The sequence below is a fragment of the Neobacillus sp. B4I6 genome (genome assembly GCF_050434045.1).
Classification (GTDB): domain Bacteria; phylum Bacillota; class Bacilli; order Bacillales; family Cytobacillaceae; genus Neobacillus.
In genome coordinates this window covers 450146-466580 of sequence record NZ_JBNPWB010000002.1, presented here as the reverse complement: position 1 = coordinate 466580, position 16435 = coordinate 450146, and the positions used below count along the sequence as shown (strand labels likewise).

14 protein-coding genes, 1 other RNA gene and 1 other annotated feature are annotated in these 16435 nt (G+C 40.7%); of the genes, 2 read left to right on the top strand and 13 right to left on the bottom strand.

What is annotated here, in order from left to right; all coding sequences use genetic code 11:
* Positions 1-6 precede the first annotated feature (6 nt).
* From QF028_RS04085 to QF028_RS04055, 7 genes are all read right to left on the bottom strand, one after another.
* Positions 7-951, bottom strand: a complete 945-nt coding sequence (locus QF028_RS04085) for an ABC transporter permease (protein WP_429464288.1) — start codon at positions 949-951, stop codon at positions 7-9.
* A complete protein-coding gene (locus QF028_RS04080) occupies positions 944-1873 on the bottom strand; it encodes an ABC transporter ATP-binding protein (RefSeq protein WP_429464286.1) in 930 nt (309 codons plus the stop codon). Before QF028_RS04080 ends, QF028_RS04085 begins: the two co-directional genes overlap by 8 nt.
* Positions 1874-2271: 398 nt before the next feature.
* Positions 2272-3039: a tRNA threonylcarbamoyladenosine dehydratase gene (locus QF028_RS04075; protein WP_168245173.1), complete on the bottom strand. Its 768-nt coding sequence runs from the start codon at positions 3037-3039 to the stop codon at positions 2272-2274.
* Positions 3040-3200: 161 nt separating this feature from the next.
* A non-coding RNA gene (ssrS, locus tag QF028_RS04070) (6S RNA) lies at positions 3201-3398 on the bottom strand.
* Positions 3399-3464: 66 nt separating this feature from the next.
* Positions 3465-5234 carry an aspartate--tRNA ligase gene (aspS, locus tag QF028_RS04065; RefSeq protein ID WP_429464284.1) on the bottom strand — a complete coding sequence of 590 codons (1770 nt, stop codon included), beginning with the start codon at positions 5232-5234 and terminating at the stop codon, positions 3465-3467.
* Positions 5235-5248: 14 nt separating this feature from the next.
* Positions 5249-6520: a histidine--tRNA ligase gene (gene hisS / locus QF028_RS04060; RefSeq protein ID WP_429464282.1), complete on the bottom strand. Its 1272-nt coding sequence runs from the start codon at positions 6518-6520 to the stop codon at positions 5249-5251.
* Between the two features lie 196 nt (positions 6521-6716).
* Positions 6717-6958, bottom strand: a binding site (T-box leader).
* A gap of 61 nt (positions 6959-7019) precedes the next feature.
* A complete protein-coding gene (locus tag QF028_RS04055; protein WP_215000711.1) occupies positions 7020-7196 on the bottom strand; it encodes a hypothetical protein in 177 nt (58 codons plus the stop codon).
* 167 nt (positions 7197-7363) lie between these two features.
* Between QF028_RS04055 and QF028_RS04050 the strand changes: the two genes are divergently transcribed.
* Complete coding sequence (locus QF028_RS04050) at positions 7364-8911, top strand: N-acetylmuramoyl-L-alanine amidase (RefSeq protein ID WP_429464281.1); 1548 nt, start codon at positions 7364-7366, stop codon at positions 8909-8911.
* Positions 8912-9185: 274 nt separating this feature from the next.
* Here QF028_RS04050 and QF028_RS04045 read toward each other — a convergent pair whose 3' ends face one another.
* Positions 9186-10145 carry an NAD(P)H-dependent flavin oxidoreductase gene (locus QF028_RS04045; RefSeq protein ID WP_429464279.1) on the bottom strand — a complete coding sequence of 320 codons (960 nt, stop codon included), beginning with the start codon at positions 10143-10145 and terminating at the stop codon, positions 9186-9188.
* An 80-nt stretch (positions 10146-10225) separates the two neighbouring features.
* Between QF028_RS04045 and QF028_RS04040 the strand changes: the two genes are divergently transcribed.
* Complete coding sequence (locus tag QF028_RS04040; protein WP_410883798.1) at positions 10226-10738, top strand: gamma carbonic anhydrase family protein; 513 nt, start codon at positions 10226-10228, stop codon at positions 10736-10738.
* A gap of 122 nt (positions 10739-10860) precedes the next feature.
* On the opposite strand, the gene paaX is transcribed toward QF028_RS04040, so the two are convergent.
* From paaX to QF028_RS04015, 5 genes are all read right to left on the bottom strand, one after another.
* On the bottom strand, positions 10861-11751 hold the full coding sequence (gene paaX, locus QF028_RS04035; protein ID WP_215011276.1) for a phenylacetic acid degradation operon negative regulatory protein PaaX: 891 nt from the start codon (positions 11749-11751) through the stop codon (positions 10861-10863).
* Between the two features lie 82 nt (positions 11752-11833).
* A complete protein-coding gene (locus QF028_RS04030) occupies positions 11834-12610 on the bottom strand; it encodes an enoyl-CoA hydratase-related protein (protein ID WP_429464276.1) in 777 nt (258 codons plus the stop codon).
* Between the two features lie 64 nt (positions 12611-12674).
* Positions 12675-13877 (bottom strand): thiolase family protein, encoded by a 1203-nt coding sequence (locus QF028_RS04025; protein WP_429464274.1) that lies wholly within the window; start codon positions 13875-13877, stop codon positions 12675-12677.
* Positions 13874-14746 (bottom strand): 3-hydroxyacyl-CoA dehydrogenase, encoded by an 873-nt coding sequence (locus tag QF028_RS04020; protein WP_215000723.1) that lies wholly within the window; start codon positions 14744-14746, stop codon positions 13874-13876. The genes QF028_RS04025 and QF028_RS04020 overlap by 4 nt, the downstream gene beginning before the upstream one ends.
* A gap of 168 nt (positions 14747-14914) precedes the next feature.
* Complete coding sequence (locus QF028_RS04015; protein WP_429464271.1) at positions 14915-16435, bottom strand: aldehyde dehydrogenase family protein; 1521 nt, start codon at positions 16433-16435, stop codon at positions 14915-14917.

The following is a 16435-nucleotide window of genomic DNA, read 5'->3' as shown; positions in this document are numbered from 1 at the left end:
CTTTATCTAGGCAGCCACGTCTCGTTTTTTAAAGACAAGAAAGGCTAATAATTGGAATATTACAAAGTAGATGAGGAGCATGATGACTGAAAATGACATCGACATTCCTTCCATCATGGGTGTACCGTCCACATATTGCATTAAGTCGGTGTTGGCAAACAAGATGTATTTAGCCCAGCTAAATTTTATCGAAAGCAATACTGTAAATTGAGCCCCTGTGAATAACAAAAATAATGATAAGCCAATTGCTAGAGAACTGTTCCGGAAAACTGATGAAATCATAAACGCCATCGTCGCAAGCATTATCGTGTCAATGGATCTAAACCCATAATAATTCATTAGATAAACAATGATATTTTGCTCCGTTACCTGCCCATTGGAATAATTCAAATATGGCACAGGATGGTCAGGCGTTCCAAACAGGATGGAACCAAGTAAAGTAGAGAATGCAAATAGGATGGCCAACATCAGCAACGCAAACAACATAACGGTAAGATATTTGGATGCTAAGATTTTGCTGCGATTTATCGGCCGGATTAATAATAGCTTGATGGTACCCCAGTTGAATTCACTCGCAACAATCCCTGCCGAAATAATTATCGTAAATAATCCTGCTAGGATAATCAGTTGTGAAGCGTCTTTCACGAACGTCCAGACATTATATTTTTCATTATAGGGTATATGATGCTTTATTCGGTAGTCATTAATAGCAATTTCTTCCTTATAAAACTGCTTCTCCAGCTTCGAATTGCTTTGCTCCAACTGCTTCTTTAGTGCATCATTTTCCTGCTGTAATGTTTGTTCCCAGTTTTTATCGAGGTTGAAATCCTGTTCCTGGTATTTGTGAAAAATACCAAAAATAGAAATGATAACAACCAGGATTGAAATCATTACATACGTTCCAGGGCGTCTAAAAATTTTCATCCATTCATTTTTAATTAAATTAACCACGACTTGGCGCCCCCTTTTCGGTTGTCAGTTCAAGGAAGCGATCTTCTAAAGTCTTGGCTACTTCTTTGATCGCAAAAACTTGAATATCCTCTGAAACAAATGTTTTCACTAGATGCGGAATTTCTTCTTTTGGAAGCTCCACATTTATACCATTCCTTGAACGGTTTGCTCGAACATTGGGATAGTGGGTCTCCAAAAGAGCCAAAGCCTTATCACTAGGGGCCACTTCGAGTTCATAGGTCATTTCAGTTTCACCGTGAACTAGCTCATGAACAAGCTGCACATCGATCAAGCGCCCATTTTGAATAATCCCAATCCGGTCACACATCATTTCCATCTCTGAAAGCAAATGACTTGAAACGATCACGGCCAGGTTTTTTTCACGTGCTAGGAGGCGGACATAGTCACGAATTTCCCTTATTCCAGCAGGGTCTAAACCGTTGGTTGGTTCATCAAGGATTAACACCTGTGGATCATGCAATAGACACTGCGCTAACCCTAATCTTTGTCTCATACCCAGGGAGTAGGTTTTTACCTTGTCATTTATGCGGTCAGTTAATCCCACAAGCTCCACTGTTTCGGCAATCTTCTCCTTGGAAATTCCTTTTGACATTCTTGCATAGTGGACAAGATTTTGATAGCCAGTTAGAAATTTATACATTTCCGGATTTTCAACAATCGCACCAATATGCCGCACCGCGTCTTCAAAATCACTTTTAATACTTGAACCGCCAACACTGATATCCCCTGATGTAATACCCATTAAACCAACTATCATTCGAATAGTTGTAGTTTTCCCTGCTCCATTTGGCCCTAAAAAACCAAATACCTCTCCTTTATTTACTTGAAAGCTAATATTATCTATTATTGTTCTTCCTTTAATTACTTTTGTAACATTTTTTAACTCAACGATTTTTTCCAACCTCTCACTCCTCTCAATGTATCCTCACCTAGTTTATCTTATTGCAGAAGTATTTACCTCATAATAAGGTTATTACCAAAAATGATTTCGGCAAATTTTAACAAAATATTCATATACTTTCCACTAAACGTACCCTCTATTTTGTAAAATAAGATTAGGTTCTATTAAAATGAGAGGAATTGGACTATGGCATGGCATTAAAGTCTCGTTGTGAGTGGAAGGAATTAAAAATTATGAGATCTTTAAACATACGAAGTAATTTATCTCCAACAGAAAAGAAGTACTTTTTTAAGCTTCCTACGTTGCTTTTTCCATTTAGCCCGAGTTTAAGTAAGCCTAGTACCTTACTTCGTAAAATAACCCTAAACCAATAAAAGTTTAGGGCCCCAATACAATTCTTATTTCTCATCAGATACTCGTTGGATTTTTATGCTGCTTAATAATTGTCCTACCACATAGCTTGCCATGATCAGACCTGCAGCAGATGGAACAAAGGCATTGGACGCTGGAGGCATCTGTGCTTTGCGGATAGGTGCATTTTCATTGCCGACTTCCTTTTTAATATCCTCACGAATAACTATCGGACTTTCATCGGAAAAAACAACCGGAATCCCTTTATGGATTCTTTCCTTGCGCAGCTTCGTGCGGATGACTTTTGCGATCGGATCCGTATGAGTTTTCGAAATATCAGCAATCTTAAAACGGGTTGGGTCCATTTTATTGGCTGCTCCCATACTTGAAATAATTGGGATATTTCTCTTCAAGCATTCCTTCATTAAATGAATTTTATAGACAATCGTGTCAGAAGCATCGACGACAAAATCCAAATTATGGCTAAAAATCTGTTCATATGTCTCTTCTGTATAAAACATTTTTAATGAAATGACTTCACAATCTGGATTGATATCTTTGATCCGCTCTTCCATAATCTCTACTTTAGGTCGACCAACAGTTGAAAGCAAAGCAATCAGCTGTCGGTTTATGTTGGTAATATCAACATCGTCTTTATCTATTAAAATTAACCGGCCAACGCCAGAACGGGCCAGAGCTTCAGCAGCAAAGGAGCCTACCCCGCCGATACCTAAAACAGCAACCGTGCTATTTTTCATAATATCAAGGCCTTCTTTGCCGATGGCAAGTTCATTACGTGAAAATTGATGCAGCATTATGTTCACTCCAATATATTAAATTCGTTAAGTTTCTTTTTCCCGATTAAAAATATATCATACACTCCATTAAAAACAAGTATCTTGATAGGAATAATAAAGTTGGAAAGCAAAATAAAACCTCCCGCAACGTTCAGGAGGTTGATTTTAAGCAAATAGAAAAGAGTCCCAATTATGCCGTCACTCTTAATTCCTTAGTTTTGATCCCGCCCTCAGCAGGTGGGTGTCCTGTTCCCGAAATTGTAAGTCCCCTTACCCGTATAAGGGTGAGGCATTTACGCAATCAGGAAACTCTAGACTCCCGTATAAATAATGTTCGGTCAAAACTTCAGGCAACGCAACGTACATTTCAGGACTCTTCTTTGATGGTTTTATAATAGCATATTAAAAATCGGTATTCAAGGTTTCATAAAAGCGATTTCCTGCTATTTTTTGACATTTAGTGACAAATTTAATTCCTTTAATTGCGCCTCAGAAACTTCACCAGGAGCGTTCGTTAACAAGCAGCTTGCACTTGCGGTTTTTGGAAAAGCAATCGTGTCCCTTAAATTCGTACTGCCAGCAAGAAGCATGACTAATCTATCAAGACCGAGCGCGATACCGCCGTGTGGAGGTGTCCCATATTCAAACGCATTTAACAAGAAACCAAATTGTTCCTTTGCTTCTTCAGGTGTAAACCCAAGTAAGCTGAACATCTTTTCTTGGATATCACGTTCAAAAATCCGAAGTGACCCACCGCCTAGTTCATACCCGTTTAAGACAATATCATACGCTTGGGCACGTACTTTTGAAGGATCTGAATCTAAATACTCTAGATCTTCTCTAAACGGCATCGTAAACGGATGATGGGCAGCGTAATAACGGCCATCCTCTTCATCATACTCAAGAAGCGGCCAGTCCGTTACCCATAAGAAATTGAACAAACTTGGATCAATTAAATCTAAATCTCTTGCTAGCTTTTGTCGAAGTGCACCTAAAGCATCGGCGACAACCTTCTTCTTATCAGCAACAAACAGAAGCAAATCCCCTGCCGAAGCTTCAAGCGTACTCGTAAGTGCCTTTGTGTCTTCTTCAGAGAAGAATTTTGCAATCGGACCCTTAAGTCCATCTGCGTCCACTTTAAGCCAAGCAAGCCCTTTTGCGCCATACACAGCAACGAAGTCTGTTAAGGCATCAATGTCTTTACGAGAGTATTTCTCAGCTGCACCTTTTACATTGATCGCTTTTACTTGACCGCCATTTGCCACTGCCGAAGCGAATACTTTAAAGCCTGAGTCCTTGACGATTTCTGAAAGATCGACAAGCTCTAGTCCAAAACGAGTATCAGGTTTATCCGATCCAAACCGGCTCATTGCTTCGTCGTAAGTCATGCGTGGGAAGGCAGCAGGTACGTCTACTCCTTTTACTTCTTTCATTAACTTCGTCATCATTTTTTCCATCATACCCATGATATCTTCTTGGCTTAAAAAGCTGGTTTCAATATCGATTTGTGTGAATTCCGGCTGACGGTCGGCACGTAAGTCCTCATCACGGAAACAGCGCGCAATTTGATAATAGCGTTCAATTCCCCCCACCATAAGTAACTGTTTAAAAAGTTGGGGTGATTGTGGTAACGCATAGAATTCTCCCGGATGAACACGGCTTGGCACTAAATAATCACGTGCACCCTCAGGCGTACTTTTTGTCAAAATGGGTGTCTCAATATCTAAAAAGCCTTCACCGTCCAGGAAATCCCTGATCTGCTTTGTTACTTTGTGACGCATTTTTAAGGTTTCAAAAATCACCGGACGGCGGAAGTCTAGGTAACGGTATTTTAACCGAACATCCTCTGAGGCATCGGTTTTGTCAGAAATCATGAATGGCGGTGTTTTCGCTTCATTTATGATCGTTACTTTTTCCGCTTGCACTTCAATTTTACCTGTTTTCAAATTCTCATTGAAGGTTGCCTCATCGCGGGCTACCACAGTACCCACAATATCTAAAACAAATTCGTTACGGATCTTTTCAGCAATTTGCAACGCTTCTTTAGATAAATCAGGGTTAAACACTACTTGAACAACTCCTGAACGGTCGCGAAGGTCGATAAAAATTAATCCGCCTAGGTCGCGTCTTTTTTGGACCCAGCCTTTCAAGGTTACTTTTTCACCAACTGCTGATTCAGGTATTTCCCCACAAAAATATGATCTGCCAAACATAAAATATCCTCCCCTTATTCCTGCAACTCTTGGAATTGTTTAATAAAAGCTGCTAAATCGATTTCTACTTGCTCACCAGTCGCCATATTTTTCACATTAATCTTATTATTTTTAAGCTCCTCATCGCCAAGAACCGCCACATATTTTGCTTTTAGACGATCGGCTGCTTTAAATTGAGCTTTAATTTTTCGATTTAAATAATCTCTTTCTGCTGAAAAGCCCGCCCTGCGCAGCTGCTGCAAAAGTCCGACCGTGTAATCCTTAGCTTCTTCCCCTAGTGCAGCGAGATAGCAATCAATGCTTTCGTTAATCTCCAGCTCGATTCCTTCTGCATTAAGAGCAGCAATAAAACGTTCGATACTTAAGGCAAAGCCTATTCCAGGCGTTTCAGGACCGCCAATTTCTTCTGCTAACCCGTTATAACGGCCGCCTCCACAAAGCGTGGTAATTGCACCAAAGCCTTCCGCATTACTCATAATTTCGAATGCGGTGTGGTTATAATAATCCAACCCGCGTACTAAGTTGGCATCCACTTCAAAGGGAATATCAAGTTGGGTTAAGTAGCGCTGTAATTTTTCAAAATAATTCTTTGAAAAATCATTCAGAAACTCAAGAATCGATGGCGCTGTTTCCATTAATTCATGCTCACGGTCCACTTTACAATCCAGAATACGGAGCGGATTTTTTTCGAGACGATTTTGACAATCATGACAAAACTCGCCAATTCTTGGTTTAAAGTGATTGACTAACGCATCGCGGTGGGCGTTCCGACTTTCCTTATCACCCAAACTATTAATAATCAGCTTCAGCTTTTTTAAGCCCATTTCTTTATACAAGTTCATCGCGAGCGAAATAACTTCTGCATCGATGGCAGGGTCATTACTGCCTAAGGCTTCAATTCCAAACTGGACAAACTGGCGAAACCGTCCTGCTTGTGGGCGTTCATATCTAAACATGGGCCCCATATAATAAAGCTTTACAGGCTGATTAGGCAGCCCAAACATTTTTTTCTCAACATAGGAGCGAACTACCGCTGCAGTTCCTTCTGGTCTAAGTGTGAGACTCCTTTTGCCCCTGTCTTCAAATGTGTACATTTCCTTTTGAACAATATCGGTGCTATCGCCAACGCCTCTTGAAAAAAGATCGGTATGTTCAAAAATTGGGGTGCGAATCTCCTTGTATTGATATTTCTCACAAAGTTCTCTCGCTTTTTCTTCAATCAGCTGCCACTTTTCAACCTCTCCGGGTAAAATGTCTTGCGTTCCCCGTGGAATGCTTATTGACATAGTGGAAAACCTCCTCATTTAATCAGTTATGTAAGTATTGTGTTTAGCTCCATTAGAGTAATCTTCGAAATCGATACCTCGCACGAAAGAAAACCGTTAGCTTTTCTGAAGATCGTCCAGCGTCTAATGAACTTCGCTAAACGGACGCTTCCGCTTTTCTTTTAAACAACAAAAAACTCCCATCCCTTGTATGAATACAAGGGACGAGAGTTATAATAATCCCGCGGTGCCACCCTAGTTGAAGGCATAGACTTCATGCACTTCCTCTTTAACAGTTAACGCCTGCTACGTTCTTCTCCTACTAGAGTTGATCCTTTTTCAGAGAGAAGCCTACGGAGTGTTCCTTCATTAAGTTCCATGTAGAAATGCTTTCAGCCTAGGGCATTTCCTCTCTTTTCATGACTGTGCTTAATTACTATGCTCCATCATTGGTTATGTCGCAATATGTCATTTTATTTTATTTATATTACGGAGCATCGAAGGTAATGTCAATAGTGTTTTAAGATCTTTCTAAATGTTTTTTTAACTTTCTGACATCACCGATCGTTAATCCAAATTCAGATGCCAGTTCAAACGAGGTAGTATTCTGTTCCTTTTGAATAAAATCATGAAAATCAACGCCGAAAAGTCGTCCATCCATTGACTGGATGTTCATTCCTTTTTCACTTGCTCTCATTCTTAATCACCTCTGCCCTTTCTTCAATACTGATATTATTTCCACCATTCGTGAAAAACTTGCATAATCAATAAGTATTTCTCAATTTATTGGATTATATTAGCAATTTAGGAATGATTTTCAGCTTTTAATACGTTAAAATTGAATTAATAGAAAAGGAGGGTGTTATGGTCAAGAAGCATAGTTTATTGCTATTATCTTTTATTCTTATTTTTGGAGCCTTCCTGCCTCAAGGGAAAAGTGTAGCAGCTTCAGGTTCCATTACTATTTCCACCGATTTAGTCAATGTCCGCGGCGGCCCAGGCTTGAGTTATCCCCTTGTAAAAATAGCCAATCGGGGCGAGAAGTATCAAATTGTAAAGGAGCAAGGTGATTGGATTCAAATTCAATTATCATTTGGTAAAACTGGCTGGTTAGTTAATTGGCTAGTCACAAAAGATAACGATTTCCAACAAGAAAGTAAACCAGAAAGTACTGCTACGAAAAATAATACAGGGATCGTCAATGGTGATACATTAAACATAAGACGTGAACCCTCCACATCGAGTCCCGTTATTGGGAAATTAACAGGTGGGACAAGCGTAACCATTTATTCTAAACAAAATAATTGGTTAGAGGTTGGCTTTTCTAATTTAAGGGGATGGGTCATTTCTGAGTTTATTGACAGCCAATCATCAAGTGCTCAAAATGGCACGACTCAAAACGAAAAGACTGCCAGTACCGTCACCGGAACCGTAACAGCGAATAGTCTTAGTGTTCGCTCAGCGGCCTCATTAAATTCAAACCTCATTGGAACTGTAACCTATGGTTTAAGTTATAAGATAGTAGAAGAGAAGAATAACTGGGCAAAAATAGAATACAAGACTGGTAGTTTCGGATGGGTTGCCGGATGGTATCTTGATAAAAAAACAGTGAAATCCCAATCTGGACAAGCTGTGAAGGAAAGTATCATTACGATAATACATAACGGGACAAATATCCGAAAAGAACCAAACGTGCAGTCAGGTGTCCTCGAGCGTGCAAACAAGGGCAGTAATTATCCCGTTAAAAGGGTAATTAATGACTGGTATGAGATTAAGCTGAAGAACGGAAATGCAGGGTATGTTGCTGGCTGGCTTGTTTCCATTAACGGAACGAAACAACAGATTGAAAAGCCCGGAGCCGAATTATATCTTAAAAATAAAACCATTGTTCTGGACCCAGGACATGGAGGAGTGGATAAAGGGGCTACTGGAGCGAGCGGAACATATGAAAAAGAGCTTACACTTAGGACTTCCCAGCTTTTATCTAATAAATTAAAAGCCGCAGGAGCCAATGTCTACGTAACGAGAAAAAATGATTCTTACTTACAACTCGCTGCTCGAGTGAATATGGCAAGTAATTACAAGGCGGATGCTTTTATCAGCCTTCATTACGATAGTAATTTAGATCGCAGTGTTCGAGGAATGACTGGCTTTTATTATCATTCCTATCAAAAAGCCCTGGCTGAATCCATTTTTACATCAACCATTGGACAAACAAAATTGATAAACCGTGGGGTGCGTTTTGGCGATTTCCATGTGATCCGTGAGAATAGTCAAAAAGCCGTTTTAATAGAACTTGGCTATTTAAGTAACCCGGAAGAAGAAATGACGATAAAATCCAGTGGGTTCCAAGAAAATGCCGCTTCTGGTTTGTTTATTGGATTAGCCAGATATTTTAAAGAGAATGAATAAGGACCCTGGCAGGTTTCTACAAATTCCTCGAACTAGCAAACGCCAAAATTATAGGTACTCCTAGGAGCAAAAAGATAAGTATTTCCAAATCAATGTAAGGCACCCTTTGCTAGCCGTTACTTTAAACTGCAAAAAAATAGTATAAGAAATACAAACAAGCACACGACAATAACGTGTGCTTGTTTTGTTGTGGGCTACCGCGGCTGCTCTCCACCCATAATTTGGATCGCCTATAGGCTCCATTATCCAGGTTTGTAAAACAATTAAAATGTAATTATAACATCACAGTAAAGCTGCTTAATCGATCTTCCATTTGTTTTTTAGCATCATTCATCATGCCGTCGAGCAGTTCTTTCACGGTTGGAATATGTTCAATGAGTCCGGCCACCTGCCCGCTATTCATGAAACCATTCTCAGCATCTCCCTGGATCGCACCAGCAATGTGATGGTCCTCTGATGTCATTTCGAGGTATTGCTCTGAAGCCACTCCACTTCGTTCCGATTCGATAATGCTATCAGCATATGGTGCTTTTAAAACGCGTCTTACTTGTCCGACTGACCGGCCTAAAATAACGGTTTCGTTATCCCCAGCATCAAGAAGCCTTTGTTTATAGGTTGAATGAAATGGTGCTTCTTTCGTTGCTATCAAGCGGGTACCTAACTGTACACCAGCTGCTCCGAGCATCAAAGCCGCTGCCAGACCTTGACCATTTCCAATTCCACCCGCTGCCACAACCGGGATTGTGACATGGCGGCTTATTTGTGGAATGAGCGTAAATGTGGTTAATTCCATACTTGAATTAATACCGGCTGCTTCAAACCCTTCTGCCACCAATACATCTGCCCCTGCAGCCTCTGCCTTTTGAGCTTGTTTGACCGACGCGACAACCGCAATTACTTTTATTCCTTTTTCATGCAGGAGTGGAATAAAAGGAGCAGGATTGCCAGCCGATAATGAAACAATTGGTATTTCATGCTTAAACACAAGTTGAATCATTTCTTTTGTATAAGGACTAACATTAATTGGTATATTCAATGCAAAACTGTTATTCGTTTTATCTTTCGTTTCAAGAATAATGGCTTCGACCTGCTCAAGGGACATCGTTCCACATCCTATCGTACCAAGACCTCCAGCTTCAGATACAGCAGCCGTAAGTTGAGCATTGCTTATATTCCCCATTCCCCCCTGAATGATTGGATATTGAATAGAAAAAAGTTCGCAAATATATTTCATTTTTTCAACCCCCTATTAATTTCATGTTATACTATAATCAATAGAAAAACAATTCTGATTTTTTTAAAGGAGCGAAAGAAATGATCATCCCATTCAATGGCATAACCCCTTCCATTCATAAAACAGTTTTCGTGGCACCTGGTGCTCACTTAATTGGCGATATTACGATTAAAGAAGAATCTTCCATCTGGTTTAATGCTGTGTTACGAGGGGATGAGGATTCGATTATTATTGGCGCAAGGTGCAGTATTCAAGATAACTCTACCATTCATTTATTCGAAGGATGTCCTGTTATCATTGAAGACGAGGTTACAGTCGGGCACAACGTTATTCTGCACGGCTGCAAAGTGGGTAAACGTTCAATTATAGGTATGGGCTCTACCATATTAGACAACGTAGAAATCGGCGAAGAATGCATTATTGGTGCGAATACACTGATTGCCGCGGGCAAAAAGATACCGCCTCGCTCACTTGTCGTTGGATCACCGGGAAAAGTCGTCAGGGAATTAACCCATAAAGACCTAGAACTTATTCGCCTCTCTACTGATTCATATGTACAAAAAGGACGGGAATTTAAAGAGATCCTTAAATAGATAATTTAAGATTTTAAGAGCAAAAGACGGAAGCCCCTTGGCGCTGAAGCTAGACAACACGGAGCTGCGGAACAAAAAAAGCTGCCTCGAAAGTCCTCCATTAAAGACTTTTGGGGCAGCTTTTATTTTTTTGAATGAATAATTAAAGGATGATTTTTCGCGTCATAGGAATGATCCTTTCTGCGCAAATCATTATCCGCTTCAAAGACATTTTCAAAAAACCTGCTAGCTGGTTCCGCTAAAAGTTGATAATACTGACTAAACAGCAGCGCCGCATGATTACCACTCCACATTGGCGGTAAAAGTTCCTTTGGCAGACCTGGATCAATGAACAGAAATTTTCTGTATTCATGAACAAGATTTGTTCTCTCCACAAAGCACTCTGAGTCGGACATTTCTCCTTTGCTTAGCACACTTTGATGTACAATGAATTGCTTACTGTACTTTGAGATAAACTCCTCATACTTATTCTCGATTTCCTCAAGCGGCCAGCTTTTTTCCACAAGGGATTGACTATCTTTTGGCCCTTTATAGTCCGAGACGAAGAAATCAACGTATTCACTAATATCATACTTTTCGATTAAAAGATTCACTTCTTTTTCAAGGTTATTCGGTGAAATCCAGCAGGCATTAGAGAAACTTCCAAATCCACTCCACAATAGTTCCTGTCGAAGCTCATCACGAATCTGCCGTTTTTCTTCTGGAATTGAATACATTAAAATACGCCATTTTCTGTCCCATTCATGCGGGTTCAGTTTAAAAATTCGGTTGGCGGCCTCATCCATCCGGGAAACACCTCGTTCAGTCAAAAAGTAAAAACTTTTGTTTCCCTGCTTTTCTGACTGAATCCACCCTTGCTTCACCATTCGCGAAACAGCGACACGAACGCCCTGTTCATTATGCCCAAACTCTTTCAATAAACGAACCAAGCTGCCAATCCAAATTTTATTTCCATAGTGACGTAAATAATCTCCATAAATGGTGAAAATCATCGATTGTGTGTTTGCACCCATAACCTCTTCACTCTTTCTTTTTCCCTGTCCATTACTAATTTTGAACGAGACGTTTTTTTCTATTATATCATAAACGTCAATATCATCTCCCTGAAAATTGAGGTATTCTCCGCTCACTAAATGCATCGAGCGCCTCGATTCGGTCTTCTGTTGGAATCGTCAGTTCATACGCTTTCGCTTCAATTGCAAGCCCCGTCTGTAAGTCTGTGTTCATTCCCTGAGTAATCGCATATTTCGCCTGTTTTAATGCAACAGGCCCATTTTTCATCATATTTGCCGCAAATTGTTTACACTCTTCAGAAAGCACATCACGCGGCACCACTTTTAATACAATACCAAGGTCGAGCGCCTCCTCAGCTGAGATTTTTTTCGCCGTTAAAATTAATTCTTTGGCCTTCATTTCACCAATCAGTCGTGGAAGGCGCTGTGTTCCGCCTGCACCCGGAATGATTGCCCAGCTCGTTTCGGTCAACCCCATGGATACACCTTGTGCCGCAATCGCAAAGTCACACGACAGTAGCCACTCAAATCCTCCGCCCAGCGCGTAACCATTAACCGCTGCGATTGTCGGCTGCGGCAAGCTGGCAATACTATTAAACAAATCACGAATCGCTTTCACATTTCTTCTTACCTCTGACTCATTTAAGGTTTTTCTTTCTTTCAAATCAGCACCGGCACTGAATGCTTTTGGGCCGGCTCCTGTAAAAATAACAACGCGTACCTCAGGATTTACATGAATGGAATCAACAGCCTCCTGCAGTTCACGAAGTGTATCATAGTTAAAACAATTCAATACGTCCGGTCGGTTTACTGTTACATATCCGATATGACCTTTCACTTCATATAATACGTTTCCCATGGCCATTCCCTCTCTTTTTTTTAAATAAAGGCCATCTCACATATTCGAGACAGCCTCTTTAGTTCTAGTCTATATTTTCAATAATCGCCGCTATCCCCTGACCGACTCCTACACACATTGTCGCCAGTCCATATTGAACATTTTGTTTTTTCATTTCATATAAAAGCGTCGTCAAAATACGGGCTCCACTTGCACCAAGTGGATGTCCAAACGCAATAGCACCGCCGTTTACATTGACCTTTTCCTGATCAAACTCAAGCTGGCGTATGCATTCTAGCGACTGTGAGGCAAAGGCTTCATTTAGTTCTACAAGACCGATATCGTTTACCGATAAGTTTGCCCGATCAAGCGCTTTTCTCGTTGCATAAATTGGACCAAGGCCCATAACCGCAGGCTCAAGACCGGCAACCGCTCCAACCACATATTTTGCAAGGGGCTTCAAACCAAGTTCTTTTGCTTTATCCGCACTCATTAATAACAAAGCGGATGCTCCGTCATTTACTCCGGATGCATTACCAGCTGTTACTGTGCCGCCTCCAAAAATCGGACGCAGTTTAGCAAGTTTTTCAATCGTTGTATCTGGACGTGGATGCTCGTCTTGATCGAAGACAACCTCGTTTCCTTTCCGATCATGAAAACGAACGGGTACAATTTCTTCCGCAAAACGATTGGATTCCATTGCTTTTTTTGCCCGCTGCTGGCTTTGAAGTGCAAACTGATCCTGATCTTCCCGTGAAATTGAGCAGCGTTGCGCCACATTTTCAGCTGTCTGAGGCATGGAATCTGCTCCATACATCTCTTCTAGCTTTTTATTCGTAAATCGCCATCCAATCGTTGTATCCTGAAGCTCCATCGATCCCCGAGGGAAGTCACTCTCAGGTTTTGCCATGACATATGGTGCTCTTGTCATACTTTCCGTTCCCCCTGCGATGTAAATATCGCCTTCCCCTACAGCTATAGATCGTGCAGCATACATAACCGCATCAAGTCCTGATCCGCACAAACGATTAATAGTAGTTCCACCAACGTTCACTGGAAGACCAGCTAAAAGTGCGGACATTCTCGCTACATCTCGGTTATCCTCTCCTGCCTGATTCGCATTTCCGAAGATGACATCTTCAATTTGTTCCGGCGGCAGCCCTGGATTCCGCTCTGTCAGCGCTTTAATGACAATTGCTCCGAGATCATCTGGACGTACACTTTTTAATGCTCCTTTATACTTCCCGATAGGTGTTCTTACCGCATCAACAATGACAACGTCCCTCATTTTCCCACCAGCTCTTCAATTTTTGTATAGTCGTACACACCTTTACCAGACTTACGGCCCAGCCTTCCCGCTTTTACATACTGTTCAAGCAGTGGTGCTGGACGGTATTTTTCACCAAGTTTTTCATGTAAATATTTTAAATTATTTAAACGGGCATCTAGTCCTACTAAATCCCCCAGCTCAAATGGGCCCATCGGATAATTCAATCCTAGCTTGATTGCTTTATCAATTTCTTCAGGTGTTCCTAACCCTTCTTGAAGCATATAGAATGCTTCATTCCCAACCAGGCAGCTGATCCGGCTTGTTACAAAACCAGGAAATTCGTTAATGACCACTGTCTCTTTCCCCATCTTCTCAGCAACCTGTTTTATGACTGCTGCTGTTTCATCACTCGTTTCGAGGCCGCGTACAATTTCGACTAGCGGCATTTTCTGTACAGGATTGAAGAAATGCATCGCAATCGTTTTTTCAGGACGCTTTCCATAAGAACCAATTTCTGTCGGGCTCATAGTGGAAGTATTAGTAGCAAAATAGCAGTGATCCTGTGCATGTTCTTCTATTGTTTCGAAAACAGCTTTTTTAACTTCTGCACGCTCTGGAACGGCCTCTATAATTAAATCAGCTTTAATAGCAGCTTCTTTTAAATTGGAAGAATATAACAATCGGCTTTTTCCTGCATCCGCTTCTTCAGAAGTGATTTTTCCGTAACGTACACCTTTTTCAAAAATAATATCAATCTCTTTTTTCGCGCTATCTAATGCAGATGGATTCACATCTACTAATGTTATGTCAAATCCTCCAGTTGCTCCTACATAGGCGATCCCTCTGCCCATTACTCCAGAGCCTACGACTACTATGTTTGTAATCATCTAACTTTCTCCTTCCACATAATAGAGGCTGACTGCGATAGAATCAGATTTGCATCCAGCTATACCCGAATGATTTTTCTGAAATATGTTTCAGCCAGCCTTTATTCACTATTTTGTATCTCGGTTTAATATCCATCAACGGCAGCCCCTGATAGAAGTCTCAACTTATTAAATGCCGAAAGGATTTAATGGGCGACTTCCATAATAGGAAATAAAACTTTTCGTTTCAGTATAAAGATCTAATGTCTCAATACAAAGCTCCCGTCCGAAGCCTGATTGTTTATAACCGCCGAAAGGTGTTCCTGGGAAAGCTGAGAATGGGCAGTTTACCATGACAATCCCTGCTTGGATTTGGTTACCCACACGAGTTGCACGGGCACCATCTTTCGTCCAAAGGGCTGAACCAAGGCCGAACTCTGTGTCATTTGCTAGTCTAATTGCCTCTTTTTCATCTTTGAATTTCATGATTACAACAACTGGTCCAAAGATTTCTTCTTTCACTACTTTCATATTGTGATTTACATTACCAATGACCGTCGGCTCATACCAATAACCGCCTTCGAATCCTTCAACTACTGCCGGCTTTCCACCCACTAAGATTTCAGCTCCATCTGCAATAGCTGATTGAACATAACTATCAACAACATCTAATTGACCTTGATCGATAACTGATCCAACATGTGTTTCTTTATCTAATGGATTTCCTAATTTAAGCTTTTTCGTTTTTTCTACGAATCTAGTAACAAATTCATCATAGATATCCTCGTGCACGTATAAGCGAGATCTCGCCTCACAAGATTGTCCTGTATTATAGAAAATACCGAATAGTGATCCATCTATAGCCGCTTCAATATCAGCATCCTCGAACACGATATTCGGAGATTTCCCGCCAAGCTCCAATGTTACACGCTTTAATGTTTTAGAAGCCTTGCCCATGATATCTCTACCAATTGGTGTAGAACCTGTGAAAGCGACTTTATTTACATTCGGATGTTCAACAAGATAATTTCCAACGTCAGAACCAGAACCAGGAATAATATTAACAACTCCCGCAGGAACTCCTGCTTCAATACAAATTTCCCCTAAAACAATGGCAGTTAACGGAGTTAATGAAGCTGGTTTCACAATGACAGAACATCCAACCGCGATTGCAGGTGCAATCTTCCACGCCGCCATCATCAATGGGTAGTTCCAAGGAATAATTTGTGCACATACACCTACAGGTTCTTTCTCTGTATAGTTATGGAATTGACCTGCCATATTATTTACGGAGCCACTATGTCCTACAATGGCACCTGCATAAAATTCAAAAACTTCAACAGCTTGCATAACTTGACCTTGTGCCGTTGAAATGGATTTACCACTATTTAAGACTTCTAATTCGACTAATTCATTAAAACGGGAACGCATAATTGCCGCAATTTTATTTAAAATACGAGAGCGTTTATTAACAGGTGATTTTTTCCATTTCCCCTTTTCGAAAGCTCCAAGAGCTGCTTGTACTGCTCTTTCAGCATCTTCTTGTGTAGCTTTTGCAACCCTGGCAATGATTTCACCAGTGGCAGGATTGTAAGCATCAATAGTGGCTCCATTAGAACTTTCCACTCTTTCACCATTAATAACTAGATGGTAATAATCACGCTTCATTTCTACTTTTTCAAAAGTTTCTGCTTCTTGTACTTTTACCAT